Origin of the sequence: Anaerocolumna sp., assembly GCF_032079385.1 — a bacterium.
Taxonomy (GTDB): domain Bacteria; phylum Bacillota; class Clostridia; order Lachnospirales; family Lachnospiraceae; genus Anaerocolumna.
In genome coordinates this window covers 1-15,828 of record NZ_DAMAUC010000027.1, presented here as the reverse complement: position 1 = coordinate 15,828, position 15,828 = coordinate 1, and the positions used below count along the sequence as shown (strand labels likewise).

At 36.2% G+C, this 15,828-nt stretch carries 13 protein-coding genes and 1 pseudogene; 6 read left to right on the top strand and 8 right to left on the bottom strand.

Annotated elements, in window-relative coordinates:
* A pseudogene (locus RT261_RS17410) lies at positions 1 to 373 on the top strand (FAD binding domain-containing protein); the annotation flags it as partial.
* A gap of 407 nt (positions 374 to 780) precedes the next feature.
* On the top strand, positions 781 to 2,133 hold the full coding sequence (locus RT261_RS17405) for a uracil-xanthine permease family protein (RefSeq protein ID WP_313134362.1): 1,353 nt from the start codon (positions 781 to 783) through the stop codon (positions 2,131 to 2,133).
* Between the two features lie 118 nt (positions 2,134 to 2,251).
* On the opposite strand, the gene RT261_RS17400 is transcribed toward RT261_RS17405, so the two are convergent.
* The 6 genes from RT261_RS17400 to RT261_RS17375 form a co-directional block, all read right to left on the bottom strand.
* Entirely contained in the window at positions 2,252 to 2,614 is a 363-nt protein-coding gene (locus RT261_RS17400) for a response regulator (protein WP_313134361.1), read from the bottom strand.
* A gap of 13 nt (positions 2,615 to 2,627) precedes the next feature.
* Positions 2,628 to 3,224, bottom strand: coding sequence for a recombination mediator RecR (gene recR, locus RT261_RS17395; RefSeq protein WP_313134360.1), 597 nt, complete (start codon positions 3,222 to 3,224; stop codon positions 2,628 to 2,630).
* 266 nt (positions 3,225 to 3,490) lie between these two features.
* Positions 3,491 to 5,617, bottom strand: coding sequence for a 5'-nucleotidase C-terminal domain-containing protein (locus RT261_RS17390; RefSeq protein WP_313134359.1), 2,127 nt, complete (start codon positions 5,615 to 5,617; stop codon positions 3,491 to 3,493).
* A 278-nt stretch (positions 5,618 to 5,895) separates the two neighbouring features.
* Positions 5,896 to 6,252 carry a YbaB/EbfC family nucleoid-associated protein gene (locus RT261_RS17385; protein WP_313134358.1) on the bottom strand — a complete coding sequence of 119 codons (357 nt, stop codon included), beginning with the start codon at positions 6,250 to 6,252 and terminating at the stop codon, positions 5,896 to 5,898.
* A gap of 37 nt (positions 6,253 to 6,289) precedes the next feature.
* Positions 6,290 to 7,855 (bottom strand): DNA polymerase III subunit gamma/tau, encoded by a 1,566-nt coding sequence (gene dnaX, locus RT261_RS17380; RefSeq protein WP_313134357.1) that lies wholly within the window; start codon positions 7,853 to 7,855, stop codon positions 6,290 to 6,292.
* 31 nt (positions 7,856 to 7,886) lie between these two features.
* Positions 7,887 to 8,426, bottom strand: coding sequence for a transcription repressor NadR (locus RT261_RS17375; RefSeq protein ID WP_313134356.1), 540 nt, complete (start codon positions 8,424 to 8,426; stop codon positions 7,887 to 7,889).
* Between the two features lie 304 nt (positions 8,427 to 8,730).
* Here RT261_RS17375 and RT261_RS17370 point away from each other — a divergent pair, with 304 nt between their 5' ends.
* The 3 genes from RT261_RS17370 to RT261_RS17360 all read left to right on the top strand — a co-directional run bounded on the left by RT261_RS17370 (position 8,731) and on the right by RT261_RS17360 (position 11,936).
* On the top strand, positions 8,731 to 10,200 hold the full coding sequence (locus RT261_RS17370; RefSeq protein WP_313134355.1) for a methyl-accepting chemotaxis protein: 1,470 nt from the start codon (positions 8,731 to 8,733) through the stop codon (positions 10,198 to 10,200).
* A 385-nt stretch (positions 10,201 to 10,585) separates the two neighbouring features.
* Positions 10,586 to 10,855, top strand: a complete 270-nt coding sequence (locus RT261_RS17365) for a hypothetical protein (protein WP_313134353.1) — start codon at positions 10,586 to 10,588, stop codon at positions 10,853 to 10,855.
* A gap of 40 nt (positions 10,856 to 10,895) precedes the next feature.
* Positions 10,896 to 11,936, top strand: a complete 1,041-nt coding sequence (locus RT261_RS17360) for a M15 family metallopeptidase (protein WP_313134352.1) — start codon at positions 10,896 to 10,898, stop codon at positions 11,934 to 11,936.
* Between the two features lie 215 nt (positions 11,937 to 12,151).
* On the opposite strand, the gene RT261_RS17355 is transcribed toward RT261_RS17360, so the two are convergent.
* Both RT261_RS17355 and RT261_RS17350 read right to left on the bottom strand, forming a co-directional pair.
* Positions 12,152 to 13,501, bottom strand: coding sequence for a glucose-6-phosphate isomerase (locus RT261_RS17355; RefSeq protein ID WP_313134351.1), 1,350 nt, complete (start codon positions 13,499 to 13,501; stop codon positions 12,152 to 12,154).
* A gap of 144 nt (positions 13,502 to 13,645) precedes the next feature.
* Positions 13,646 to 13,780: a hypothetical protein gene (locus RT261_RS17350; protein ID WP_313134350.1), complete on the bottom strand. Its 135-nt coding sequence runs from the start codon at positions 13,778 to 13,780 to the stop codon at positions 13,646 to 13,648.
* 184 nt (positions 13,781 to 13,964) lie between these two features.
* On the opposite strand from RT261_RS17350, the gene RT261_RS17345 reads away from it, so the two are divergent.
* Complete coding sequence (locus RT261_RS17345) at positions 13,965 to 15,740, top strand: oleate hydratase (protein ID WP_313134349.1); 1,776 nt, start codon at positions 13,965 to 13,967, stop codon at positions 15,738 to 15,740.
* Positions 15,741 to 15,828: the final 88 nt, after the last annotated feature.

Here is a 15,828-nt window from a genome sequence, read left to right as displayed (position 1 = left end):
AGAGGACGAACTTCTTGTAGAAATACTTATGAGTAAAACTGGTCTTGATAATTATTACTATAAGAAAATTGGAGCAAGAAATGCATTGGCAATCTCCAGAGTGTCCTTTGCAGGGATACTTAATGTGAAAGACGGTAAGATCCTAAACTGCATGACTGCATTTGGTGCTGTAAGTGATGTCGTTATCAGAAGACCGGATCTTGACGGAATGTTAGTGGGTAAAACCATCGACGAAGCAAAAACGGTAAAGGAAGCATACCTGGCAGCCTTTGACGAAGCAATTGTTCCTATTCGAGGTAGAGTTTCTGCTGAATATAGAAAATCCGCATGTATGAACTTACTTAAAGATTTTCTTGAAAGCAACGGAATTTAACCTCATTAGATAGCCATCTACTTTACTCCTTGTAATATAAATATTATGTTAATTGGACTAAATTCAAGTTAGGGTCTAAGAAAAACAGACTAGCCCTGCTTTTCTTAGATTCTTAATTTGAGTCCAGCATAGATATGAAGTAATGGCGGGAAATAGGTATGTCTTTTTAGGATTTTTAATGCCTATTTTTACTATATTTTACTATAATTTGTTAGTTGTATTCTTAGACATATGGTATAATGCATAAACTCTCACAGGCAAAAGTTCAGCAGTAATCCGGAACACCGTTTCATTCCTTAGAATCCGTTCGAAGGAATGAAAGTGAAATTAAATAGTTCTAGAGGTAATTGCTGCTTTAAATATATATAACTAAGGTTAGCTAAAATTTTAGAGAGGTGAAAACACACATGGGAAAGAATGAGTCAACAGAAGCAAAAAGAACGTCAGGACTAGTTTATAAGGTATCTGACAAGCCTAAAATCCTTACGGCTATTTTATTGGGATTTCAAAATATTTTAACTGCATTTAGCGGTATTGTAGCAGTTCCGCTAATTATTGCAGGAATTGCCGGACTTGATGTGGTAGACACAGCTTATTTAGTGTCTGCTGCTCTGCTTGCTTCAGGTATAGCATCTATTATTCAATCAAGAGGTTTTGGTCCTAAGAAATTTAGAGTCGGTGTTGGCTTGCCAACTGTTATGGGAACCGACTTTGGATTTGTACCTCCTGCTAATACCATTATCAATACAATGGGTGGTGGAATGGCAGGATACTTTGGGGCATCTATTTTAGGAGCAATATTTGAATTTGTTCTTAGCTTTTTTGTAAAACCTTTAATGAAAATTTTTACACCTGTTGTTACAGGTACTGTTATCGCACTTATGGGTATGTCTATGATGCCAGTTGCATTCGACTGGGTTGGCGGTGGTGTTGGTAATCCAAATTACGGTGATCCAATGTACATAGTGGTAGCCGCAATTGTATTCCTTGTTATACTGCTGTTAAACCGCTATGCCAAAGGCATGTTAAACACAGCTGCCGTTATGATTGGTATTATAGTTGGATACATTATCAGTATTCCATTAAATTTAATTGACTTTTCACAGATAGCTTCCGCTGATTGGGTACAATTACCTGAAATCGCACGTTTTGGAATCGATTTTAATCCTAAATTCGTTGTTCCATTTATTGCAGGTTATTTAGTTACAGTAATTGAAACTGTTGGTGTTATGGAAACTCTTGGAGAAGTTACAGATTCACATCTAAGCAGTGATGATATTGTTGCTGGTGTAAGAGGTGACGCTGTAAGTTCTGCCCTTTGTCCTTTTGTTGGATCTGGCCCTGCACAAACCTTCAGCCAGAATGTAGGATTAATTCCTTTAACAAAATGCGCATCACAGTTCGTTGCTATCGTAGCCGGTGGACTTTTGATATTAATGAGCCTTTTCCCTAAACTTTCAACTATCGTATCCATTATGCCATCCTGCGTACTTGGTGGTGCAGGTATCTTAATGTTTGGTACAGTTGCAATTTCCGGTATTAAGACTTTATCCAAAGTTAAATTTACAAACCGTAATCTATTAATCATTGCAAGCTCTTTAGGAATTGGTTTAGGTGTAACTTTCAGACCAGATGTTGTTGCTAAACTTCCCGGAATCTTAAGCAGTTTATTTGGTTCAGGAATCTCAGCAGGTACTATCGTTGCACTATTATTAAGCGTAATACTGAAAGATGACCCCAATGAAGCAGAAGTTGATTAATCACTAAAAGGACTGTAGCAATTTTAATAAATATACCCTTTATATAAGAAAAACATAAAAATAAACTGTCATTCTCCGCCTTAATGGCTTAGAACGGCAGTTTATTTTTATATTACCCCTATACTCCTAGCACATGATTTATAGTAGAAATCAGCCGATTCTTTTTAATCGGTTTTATTACATAATCAGAGGCTCCTAATTGTATTGCTTCTATGATCATGGACTTTTGACCCATGGCAGAGCACATAATAACCTTAGCTTTGGGATCGATTTTTTTAATCATCTTAAGTCCTTCAATTCCGGTCATATAAGGCATGGTTATATCCATAATAACCAAGTCCGGCTTAAGGTTCAGGTATTGCATCATTGCCTCATTACCATCTGTCGCTTCACCTATAACCTTATGGCCTGCCTCTTGTATCATATCGCCAACAATCTTTCTGATAAAAAGGGAGTCATCTACTACTAATATATTTGCCATATTAATTCCTCCGTTATAACTCCACTCTTCCCTCTAAGGCTCTTAGTAAAGTAACCTCATCAATATATTCTAAATCACCGCCAACAGGAACACCGCTGGCTATTCTACTTACTCTTATTCCAGTTGGTTTTATTAGCTTACTAATGTACATAGCAGTGGTTTCTCCTTCAAGACTTGAATTTGTTGCTATAATAACTTCATCTACATCTGCCTGAAGTCTTTGTATTAATTCTTTAAGTTTAATATCATCAGGTCCAATACCTAACATGGGGGAAATTGCTCCATGAAGAACATGATAAACTCCGTCATATTTTCCTGTTTTCTCATATGCTGCCAAGTCTCTGGGGTTCTCGACCACCATAATAACACGCTGGTTTCTCTTATCACTTGCACAAATGGGACATAATTCTTGATCGGTTAAGGTATAGCAATTCTTGCAGTACCGGACATTGGCTTTAGCATTCGTAATTGCCTGAGATAAATTATTTACTTGATCTTGTGGCATATTTATAATATGAAAAGCTAATCTCTGCGCTGTCTTTGCACCAATACCTGGAAGCCTGGACAATTCTTCAATTAATTTGCTAATTTGGCTGCTGTAATAATTCATTGATATACCTCATTATTCTTTTGATTTATAAATCAAATCACTATTGCAATTATAACATAATAGAAAAATTAATAAAAGCTTTTCTATTTATCTTATACTAAGATGGGTTAAAGAAATGTATAAAAAATCATGCAGAAAAGCAACACATGTCTAAATGCATTGGTATATGCGGCTTTGCAAAATTTCTTATATAGATTTCTAACGAAGATTAGTATTGGATAAAGAAAAGCTTTTATCAAACATTAATTTATAAAGATTTGAATTCTCTAATTAGGAATTACAAGAATTTGACCGATGTATATTAAATCCTGATCCTTAATCTCTTTGTTCAGCTTAAGAAGATCTGAAATCGTACAGCCAAATTTCTTTGCCAAATTCCAAAGGCAGTCACCTTTTGCTACAGTATACTTTGCATTCTCATCAGGTTTCACTGTCTCTTTTTCTACCGGTTTTTCCTTAACCGGTTTCTCTTTTACTGGTTTTTCCTTTACCGGTTCTTCTTTTATAGGTTTCTCTTTAACCGGTTTTTCTTCTGCCGGTTTTGCAGGTTGTTCGCTAACTCTCTTAGCCTCAGCTGCAGTAATAACTCCAGCCTTTACCAATTCATTCATATTCACAGCTTTAACGTTAGTAGTTCTGCCATCTACAGAAGTAGGAATAGCAATTTCGCCTTTGCGAATCATATCATATACTTTTTCAGCACCTGCATAGTCAAAATTACATCCAATAATTTCCCAGTTCTTGTCTGTTTTAGGCATGATACTTCCTTGTTTTGCAACATACTCAGATATCATATCGCGAACTGCTGGAACAGATTCGGTCGCTGCTGAATCATAAACAACATCTGCCGGGTCGCTGCTGATTAACCCTGCTGCAGATAATCCACCATAACGGTAATTGTTTAATGCAAGAACAAGTTTTTCATCATCCTTTAATGGAGCACCTTTGTATGTAACGTTCACAATACGCTTACCTTCCGGTTTGGATATATCGATTTGATAATTTACACCGGCAAACATATCATAATTATATAGCCTTATATTTTCATTAAAACTGATGGTAACGTCGCCGTCTTTATATTGATTAAAGAAGTTACCTGCCTGTAGTTCCATAATAGCTTTTAATTGTTTTCCGGTAATTTTAACGGCAAATAGAGTATTATCGTATTTGTATACCTTTACCCCGTCTTTCTTCTTATAATCACCTTTTGTAAGGTTAGAATTAACATCAAATAATGCTGCCAAAGATACATCAGCACCGGTCATTTCTAACTGTACTTCGTTGATTAAATCAACCAATGGACCATCGGCAATAACTGCATTGGGGATTCCTGGTAAGAAAAATGGATCGTCATAAAAATTCTTGCCCACTTTGCCAACAACTGTATTAGCAGTCTTTACACTGTCTTCATGGATGTCTTTTATTGCTTCCACTAATTCCGGATCTTCTTTGTATTCTGCTGTAGAAATATTTGCAATTTTTTTATCTTCCACTTTCCAGCCTGTTCCGTCTTTTTGAACCGAAAGTGTAATTTTCCCAACATTCTTTCCATTACTTCCTGTTTCAAGAAGTACTGTACTTGCATCTTTGGAGTATTCGTCCATAAATTCACCGTTTACAAGATATTTTGTAAGAGTAGAATGTGCATGGCCAATAAAGAATGCATCCACTTTATCCTGATATTTTTTGGCTACTTCATACATGCCTTCCGTTCCATATTCGCCGTCTTCACCATAGTGAACAACACCGATAATAACATCTGCTTTGCCTTCCAGCTCTTTTAAGATTTTACCCGTTTCTTCCATAGGCGTAGTAAAACTCATGTTGTCATAATGGCTCTTATCGGATTCCCATCTGTCAACGTGAGGAGCAGTTACCCCAAATATAGCAACTTTAACTCCCTTTACCTCTTTTATAACATAAGGCTGCAGGAATCTGGTACCGTCTTGTTTATAAATATTACCACCAAGTACAGCTGCATTGGATTTAGCAATAATATTTTGCAAACTGGAGAATTCATAATTAAATTCATGATTACCTAAAGTAAATGTATCATATTTCATCAGATTCATGGCTTTAATTACCGGATGAATCTCATTATTACGATAATCTGACACAAAGTTACCCTGGGTAGAATCGCCGGCATCAACTAAAAGAAGACTCGGGTCTTTGGCGCGTTCTTCTTTTACAACGGCAGCTACTTTTGTAAGACCGTTGGTTGTGGGCGTATCTGTTGCATAATCATGGGCTCTCAGGAACCCGTGCATGTCACTGGTACCTAAAATATTAATTTCCACACTTTCTGCAGCTCGTACATTCACTGGCCCCAATATTCCAATGAACATAGCTAAAAATAGTACTACACTAAACAGTTTTCTTAATTTTCTGTTCATAAAAAAACACCTCCTTATAAAATATAATTATAGTCCATTTACTGGTAATATTCAAGTAATATTAAATAAATTACCCATTTATTTCTTTTGTATTTTTGGTAATTTTATATAGAAAAAGGTCCTAAAATAAATAACCCTGTATGCAATAAAACATAACTGAATATTTATTTTAGAACCAAGTTTTCTACTATACGGTAACTGTTTTTTAAGCCGGAAGAATCTCAAAAAAGAGCATCCTTCCGGTACAAAATTTTGTATTTCAAAGAATACATTCTTTATTAAAAAGGAAATCCGCCACCAAGACCTCCAAGGCCTCCTGTAATTTGCCCCATAATAGCGGATGATTCTTCTTCCATTTTACGAAAAGCTTCATTAACAGCGGCTGTAATTAAGTCCTGTAACATTTCAATATCATCTGGATCTACCACTTCTTTTGATAATTCTACGGATGTTACCTCTTTTTTACCGGACACTTTTACAGTGACCGCTCCGCCTCCAACCGTTGCTTCCCATTCTTTTGATTCCATTTCTTTTGTTTTTTCTTCCATTTGCTTTTGCATTCTTTGAGCTTGTTTCATTAAATTATTCATATTACCAGGCATTGCTCCTCCTGGAAATCCTCCACGTTTTGCCATAACTTTTCTCCTTCCATCTTACGGAATTATATAATTCCTATTCCTCGTATTCAATCTTTATATTTTTAAATATTTTAGAGAGGTCGGGAATATCTTCTATATTTTCCTTCCCCTGTGTTAACAACTTAACCTGAACTTCCACTTCTTTTCCTATGACTTTCGCAATTGCTTCTTTAATTTCATTCAGATGAGATTCCTCTGCAATAAAGTCTTTGTCTAAAGACTCCGTAAATACCAGCAGCAACATGTTATTGTTTCCTATACTGGGCCTTCCGTTGGCTAAAAAGGATCTTACTAAAGGTGAAGTATTGGCCATAATAATATTCCAGTTCTTAGCAACTTCCTTTAAATCCTCCGAAACTGCTTTGGGTAAAATTACTGTTTTTTTTTCTTCAACCGGAGTAATCGATGCAGTACTAGCAGCAACCGGCAGCGGCGCCGCCACAATACCTTTTTCCAGTTTATTCTCAATTGCTTTAATACGGCTAACCAGCTCATCCGGATTGGCTTCCATTTGCGGTTTACATAATTTAATCAGTGCCACTTCCACCATAACCCTTTTTTGGGATGCATACTTAATCTGGTTAGACAAATCAGAGAAAATCCGGATGTAGCGAATTAAAGTATCCATATCCACTTGCTTTGCCTGCTCACTTACCATAGCCATATTCTCTGTTGATACTTCTATGATTTCCGATGCATCTTCCGAGGTCTGCACCAGTAAAAGGTTTCTTAAATACCAGGTAAAGTCAATGGTAAATTGGGTTAATTCTCTGCCTGATATAATAAGTTCTTCCAAAAGCTTCATGCAGGAAGCTACATCATTCTTTTGTATATAGGTTAATAGTCTTGAAAATACCTCTACATCTACGGCGCCTAAGACTTCCAGCACCTTATCATAAGTCAGTTTCTGTCCAAAATAAAATGCAATACATTGGTCCAGTAAACTTAGGGCGTCACGCATGGAACCGTCTCCCATTCTTGCCACGTAACGTAAGGCTTTTTCTTCCGCATCAACCTGTTCTTTTTCTGCCAGTTCTTTTAATCTATCTGCAATGGTTTCTATGGTAATTCTCTTAAAGTCATACCTTTGGCAACGAGACAGGATAGTGATAGGAATCTTGTGCGCTTCTGTAGTAGCCAAAATAAAGATGACATAAGAAGGTGGCTCCTCTAACGTCTTTAATAAGGCATTAAAAGCTCCCGCTGAAAGCATATGAACCTCGTCAATGATATATACCTTAAATCTCCCTTCCGTAGGTGAGTATCTTACCTCTTCTACTATTTCACGAATATTATCAACACCATTATTGGAAGCAGCATCTATTTCAATAACATTCATGGAAGTCTGATTATTGATTGCATTACACATGGCACATTCATTACATGGATTGCCATCTATAGGATGTTCACAGTTTACTGTTTTTGCTAATACTTTTGCAATTGTAGTTTTGCCAGTACCTCTTGTTCCGCAAAACAAATAGGCATGACCGATTCTGTCCGCTTTTATCTGATTCTTTAATGTGGTCACAATATGATCCTGACCCTTTACATCATTAAAATCCGTTGGGCGGAACTTTCTATAAAGAGCAGTATATGACATGCTTGCACTTCCTCTTCATTTACTTTACTTTCTAAGTTATTTTATCAATATCATGTCCGAATGTCAAAAGATAATTCTTTCTTCTCAGGGCTGCCTCTATGTTATCTAATATGGTCTCCGTATCCGCTTCTACCGTGTGAAGATGAATACCGTCCGTCAATTCCTTTAAAGGAACCGTTTTCTTTTGTTTAATCTTCATGGCAAAGTCATAGACATCCTGACGGTTACTTATAATCAGATTGGTTGAAATCTCACCATATATTTCATGGGAAACAATCACATCTAATACTTTTCCTCCGTTATCCACAATAGTTAAAAGTTCGTCTTCTATCTGTTCTGTGGTATGTTTTACAAGGAAGCAACGGTTTACTTTTTGGCTCTCCTGATAATAGAGAATGTAGCCTTTGGTAGTTGAAAGGATATTCTTATTCACTGCTCTGAGTAGTGCTATATCCTGTACAATAACCTGACGGCTTACACCTAACTTTCCCGCAAGCTCGCTGCCTGAAACAGGCTCTTTAGAATTCTTCAGTATATCCAACAGCTTTTCTCTTCGTTCACTACCTTCCATAAGTTGCTATCCTCCTTTCAATTAAAACCATGCTAATAAGGTTATTCTATATGAACTAACTGGGAAATGCAAGGAAAATACTTATTGGGAAACCTTTATTCTTTCTCACTTTATATTGCTTTTTTCTATATTTTGTTCTAAAATTAGGTATTATTATTTTAATATCCTAATATTATACTGCCATTTATACACGGTACTATAATGAGGCAAGGTTAATACAATCTATGTTTCAATAAGCAGTTATTATATAAATGGAGATTTGTATTAATTAATACTTATACGACAAGATAAAGGAGCAATCATTATGTTTAAGAAAAAGAAGGCATCTTCCTGCTCAGAACTGGGATTTATTCTGAATTATTTTGAAGACACATTAAATGGGGTTGAAGGAGAGTGTCCATGTACAAAGCACCCCATGCATCAGAAAGTAATTACGCAATTTGAAAAACTTATGGATAACGAAAAAAGAATGTCAGATGCAGCAAAAGAAATACTGCAAATTACCAGTGCCATTAGTTCTTTTGATGTGGGTATGACTCATATTTCAGAACAATTAATGAAGTTTGCTGAAGAACTTGCTATTCTTAGTGAATCTAACCTTGCTATTGTAGAAGAAACCACAGCAACTATGAATCAGGTTACGGAAACCATTGACTGTACTGCCGGTACATTAGAAACACTATCCAATGAATCAAACCATCTGGCAGAAAAGAATAATGAAAGCAAAGAATTGTTAAGTGAAGTAGTCCAATTAAAAGAAAATGTAATTGAAGATACCGGTATAATGAGTAATAAAATAGAGCAATTAGTTGACTTGGCAACAGAGGTTGGTAGAATTGTAGACAGTGTGCAAGGAATTGCAAATCAAACGAATTTACTGGCACTAAATGCAGCTATCGAAGCAGCAAGAGCCGGTGAACATGGTAAAGGGTTTGCTGTTGTTGCAGAGGAAGTCCGTAAATTATCCGAAGATACCAAAATGAATTTAGATGGTATGAAAAGTTTTGTGGAACATATTTATAATGCTTCACAAGAAGGTAAAGAAAGTATGCATAGAGCTTTAGAATCCACAAATCAGATGAGTGTTAAAATTGATGCTGTTTCAGAAACAGTGGGCAATAATATAGAAATGCTCCATGGTGTTGTTTCTAACGTTGCTGATATAGATGAAAGAATGCAGGGTATTAAAATTGCTGCGAATGAAATAAATAAAGCCATGGAAACTTCCAGTATTGACGCTGAAAAGTTAAGCCAGATGACATTAAACATTCATAACGACGCTATGGAAAGTGTTGAATATGCAAAAAATATTTCAGAGATAGATGATAAGCTGTCAACCGTAGTAGGAGAATTATATAGCAGCTTAAAAGGCGGAAAGCATGCAGTGACCAATGAAGAGCTTTCCAAGGTTTTAAATAAAGCTTCCCAAGCTCATGTAGAATGGCTGAAGAACCTAAAAAAAATGAAAGACACCATGGAATTACTTCCACTGCAAACCAATCCAAATAAATGTGCTTTTGGCCATTTTTATCATGCTCTAAAAGTTGATCATCCTGCTTTAAAATCGGATTGGGATAAGATCGATGGATTGCATAATGACTTCCACCGATTAGGAAATTCTATGATAGATGCAATCAGACAAAGCAGAACAAGTGAAATAGACGGAATATATGATGAGGCTGCTTCCATTTCTAAGAATATGCTGGCTTTATTAGGCAAGATTAATGAAGAAATCGAAGACTTGACGAAAAATGGAACCAAAATTTTTGAATAGAACCTGTTAGCTTATCTGATATTAATCATACAATTAAAAAGGCTCATAAAACTTGCAAATCAGGTTTTGTGGGCTTTTTTATGAGGTCAGCATATATAACTTTGAACTTATTATTGATTGTTACATTCAGTCCACACAGGCAATCAGGGCATAATCCCAAAGCAAACCTGAGTCAGTAATCTCCCTCTAAAAACTCACTTAATGATTCTGCCAACAAAACAATGGAACCCTGCAATAAAATAACCAGTTCTATTTTTAAGAATTATTAAGAAACAATGCTGCTAAATAGGATAATTATAACTTCAAAAGGTTTACACTATACATTTTCTAAATGAATATGCTATAATAATGGACATATCTTAGAATGAAAGAAATGGAGAACACTATGTTTAGATTGTGGGCCAAGATATTTAAGGACAATCGTATGCAAAAAGACTTGGTAATATGCAACGACGATGCCTCCTTAACTCGAACTAAAAAGGTATTTGCAGCAGTGGATGAAATTTGTTATCAATTTGATTTATCTAAACCGATATGGCTGGATGCGACTATTTCAGACTTTAAAAAACATGATAAAACCAGATTTACCCAAGATAATTTTATAGATTCTATTGATTTTGATTTTTTGGAAATTCATGTAATTGAGGAAGATTAGCAGCCCCAGGTGGCGCTAAAACTCCGGAATTGAGGTTGTTATGAAAGGAATTAGGCGGAAACTTCTAATAATATGTCTTTGCATCATCCTGTCTACAATATTTTCCCTTTTAAGGGATCGCATTACCAATAAGGATGAGAATACAAAAGAAAAGCAGACTCAAAGCAATCAGGTAAACAATTACCCGGCAAATAATTCTGCATCAGATGAAACACAATCCCAGGACGAGGGTACAAAGCCGGATGAAAATACAATGCCGGGCGAAAACACAGTACCAGGTGAGAATACAGTACCAGGTGAAAATGGGATTCCGGATGAAGAGAATACCAATACTAATTCCGACAAAGAACGTTCTAATTCACCATCAGATAATACAACCACTCCGGACAAAGATGCCGAAAATGTTTTAAATGAAATACCAAACACAAGAGAAGCTCTGAATCAGCTTCCGGCAGAAACAACATTAAATATCAATGAGGTTGAAAGTAAAGAAATGGATACCTATTTTTATTACGAAGAAATATCAGAAGATGTATTTAACCGAATAAAAGGGAAGTCATACGGAGAGGATTGTACGGTCCCTCTTGAAGACTTAAGATACATAAGGGTACTTCACTATGGATTTGATGAAAAAACCCATATAGGTGAACTGATTGTAAATAAAGCAATTGCCAGGGACATAGTAGATATTTTTAAAGAATTATATGAACTAAAATATCCGATTGAAAAAATGGTTTTAATAGATGCATATGATGCAGATGATAATACCTCCATAGCGGATAATAATACCTCCTCTTTTAATTTCCGTCCGGTACCCGGTGGAAGCCATTTATCCAAACATGCTCTGGGGTTAGCTATTGATATAAATCCCCTATACAATCCTTTTGTCCAATATATGAAAAAGGAAACGATAATTCTGCCTATTGAAGGTTCTCAATATGCGGATCGAAGCCTTGATAACCCCTATTATATTCGGGAAAATGATGTCTTGTTTAAAACCTTTACCAAACGTGGGTTCTCATGGGGCGGCTTTTGGAAAACTGAACCGGACTATCAGCATTTTGTGAAGAAAATTGATTAAATAAAGGTGTTTTGCACGGAAACATGCAAACACCTTATTTTATTTCTATATATATCATGAACAAAAAACATATTCATGATCTTGGCACTCCAATCGGAATATACAAGCAAGCTTGCATTTTCCTCATTCTGCTTCGTACTATATCATGAACAAAAAACATGCTCTTGATCTTGGCACACAGAAATTTCATCCAGATTATAGCTATCTTAAACAGCCTATAATCTATTGAGCAATTCTTCTCTTTGCTTTTCGTATCCAGGTTTACCTAATAAGGCAAACATGTTTTTCTTATAACTTTCTACACCTGGTTGATCAAATGGATTCACACCAAGCATGTATCCACTTACTCCACATGCAAATTCAAAGAAATAGAATAATTGACCTAGGTAAAATTCATTTTGTTCCGGAATATTAATAATTAAATTAGGAACTCCACCGTCAGTATGAGCCAATCTGGTTCCCTTCATAGCGCTCTTATTAATAAAGTCTACGCTTTGTCCGGTTAAGTAATTTAAACCGTCCAAATCAATTTCTTCCTCTTCTATTAAAATTTCATAGGTTGATTTCTCAAGATTCATTACTGTTTCAAATAAAGTTCTTTGCCCGTCCTGGATAAATTGACCCATGGAGTGTAAATCTGTAGTTAAATCAACGGAAGCCGGGAAAATACCTTTTTGGTCTTTTCCTTCACTTTCACCATAAAGCTGTTTCCACCATTCAGATACAAAATGAAGAGCAGGCTCATAATTAGCAAGTATTTCTATTGATTTACCTTTTCTTAATAAAATGTTACGAATAGCTGCATAAAGTACTGCATAGTTATTTTCATAAGAGGTATTAAGACAATATTCTCTCATTGATGCGGCACCTTCCATTAATTTAACAATATCAGCACCACTTACTGCGATTGGAAGTAAACCTACAGCTGTTAAAACAGAATAACGGCCTCCAACTTCATCTGGAACAATAAAACTTTCAAAACCTTCTTCTGTAGCCAAATTCTTTAAGGCTCCTCTTGCTTTATCTGTAGTTGCATAAATTCTCTTAGCAGCCTCTTCTTTTCCATATTTCTCAATCAGAATCTTTTTAAACACACGGAAAGCAATAGCAGGTTCCGTTGTTGTACCTGATTTGCTAATCATGTTTATGGAGAAGTCACGGTCTCCGATTACGTCGATTAGGTGCTTCATGTAAGTACTGCTTATGTTGTTTCCAACATAGTAGATTTCAGGTGTTTTTCTGACTTCTTTAGAAACAGAATTATAGAAGCTATGTCTTAAGAACTCGATAGCTGCCCTGGCACCTAAATAAGAACCACCAATACCAATTACTAATAATACTTCTGAATCATTTTGAATCTTCTTAGCTGCTGTTTGTATACGTGCAAACTCTTCTTTATCATAATCTATAGGTAAATCAATCCAACCTAAAAACTCGTTACCAGGACCAGCTTTTTTTACCAACTCAGCTTTTGCATTTTCCGCGATTCTTTCCATCATCGTGATTTCTGAATCGGAGATAAAACCTTTTGCTGCTGAATAATCAAACGTTACCATACTTTTCATTTTCTTATGCTCCTTTGACATTCCAAATGTTAATTATCAGTTATTAAAATCTTTCCACTTATTCTATCAAAGTCAACTTATTTAATCAATATGCAAATCTAATAAAAGGAAATAAATGATCCTTAACATTCTGTATCCCGGGAACTATCTCTTGCCCTTAGATTTTTTTACTTGGGAATCGTCATGATTATCCTCTATTTTATCTGTTATATCTCCTTGATTAACTGGATTGGCATTAAGAAAGTTATTCTTTATAGTAATATTCATATTGGTATCCATCCGGTTTACCCCCCCCCTCCTATATATAATATCGTTTTTAATTCTAAAAACTTAATCAAAAGGTATAATAATTTACTTATTTGTAAAATTTATTAATAATTAGTCATTTCCATAAAAATTGAAAATTATAAGCATAAATCAATCTTGCAAACGCAGGATTCACAATGTTAAAGGAGGCATTATTATGTATTACAGTAGTGGTAATTATGAAGCTTTTGCACGTCCTGTTAAACCGGAAGGTGTTGACCGTAAACTAGCTTATATTGTAGGCTCCGGTCTGGCTGCTTTATCAGCCGCATGTTATCTTGTTCGTGACGGTCAAATGAAAGGAGAACGAATTCATATTCTTGAAAAAGAAGATATCCCCGGTGGTGCATGTGACGGTTACGAATATGCTGACAGAGGTTTCGTAATGAGAGGCGGCCGTGAGATGGATAATCACTTCGAATGTATGTGGGATCTCTTTCGCTCCATCCCTTCTATAGAAACAAAAGGAATCAGTGTACTGGATGAATATTATTGGTTAAATAAAAAAGATCCCAACTACTCACTGATGCGTGCTACCATAAACCGTGGGGAAGATGCTCATACTGACGGTAAATTTGGTCTCTCAGATAAAGGTGCTATGGAAATTATGCGTTTGTTCTTCACTCCGGATGAAAAGTTATATGATAAAAGTATTGACGAACTGTTTGATGATGAAGTATTAAATTCTAACTTCTGGCTATATTGGCGTACCATGTTCGCATTCGAAAACTGGCATAGTGCCCTTGAGATGAAAAGATACATTCATCGTTATATCCACCATATTGGCGGTCTTCCCGACTTTAAGGCCCTTAGATTCACCAAATACAATCAGTATGAATCCATGATTCTACCTATGATTAAATATCTTGAAAATCACAACGTTCAGTTCCATTATGGAACACAAGTTGTCAACGTAGAATTTGATATTCAAAAAAATAAAAAAATAGCCAAAAAAATCCTTTGCCTCCGTGACGGGAAGGAAGATAACATCAACTTAACAGAGGATGACCTGGTGTTTATTACCAACGGCGGCTGTGTTGAAAACTCGTCCTTAGGTGATCAAAACCATCCTGTTGAATTTAAACCGGAGTTAAAACCGGGCGGAGGCTGGGATATGTGGCGTAAAATTGCGGCACAGGATTCTTCCTTTGGCAATCCTGACAAATTCTGTTCCAATCCGGATAAAACCAACTGGATGTCCGCTACAGTAACTACCTTAGATGACAAAATCCCTCCCTATATTCAAAAGATATGTAAAAGGGATCCTTTCAGCGGCAAGGTTGTTACCGGCGGTATCGTTACTGTAGCAGACTCCAACTGGCTGCTTAGCTGGACCTTCAACCGTCAGCCCCAGTTCCGTTCACAGCCTAAAGATCAGCTGGTAGGCTGGGTTTATGGCCTGTTTACAGACAAACCGGGTAACTATGTGAAGAAAACCATGCCTGCATGTACCGGTAAAGAAATATGTATGGAATGGCTCTATCATCTAGGGGTTCCTGAAAATGAAATTGAAGAACTTGCAGAACACAGTGCCAACACCATTCCTTGTATGATGCCTTACATTACTGCTTTCTTCATGCCCCGCGCCGCCGGAGACCGTCCCGCAGTTGTACCACAAGGCGGTGTAAACTTTGCATTCATCGGTCAGTTTGCAGAAACAGAACGGGACACCATCTTTACAACAGAATATTCCATTCGTACCGCAATAGAAGCCGTTTATACACTTTTAGACGTAGACCGTGGTGTACCAGAAGTTTGGGGAAGTGTCTATGATATACGGGCTCTTTTGAACGCAACAGTACAGTTAATGGACGGCAAGAAAATAACAGATGTTAATCTCAGTCTAAAACAGAAATTAGCGCTAAAAGAAGTTATCAAGAAAACAAAAGGCACCGAAATAGAAAATCTTCTCAAAAAATATCATGTAATTTAAATAAAAATTTAGTTTACCAACACACGTACGCTTTGCCCAATATGAGTTATTCAGACCATAGAGAGTGGGGGATATTGTATATTGCTTG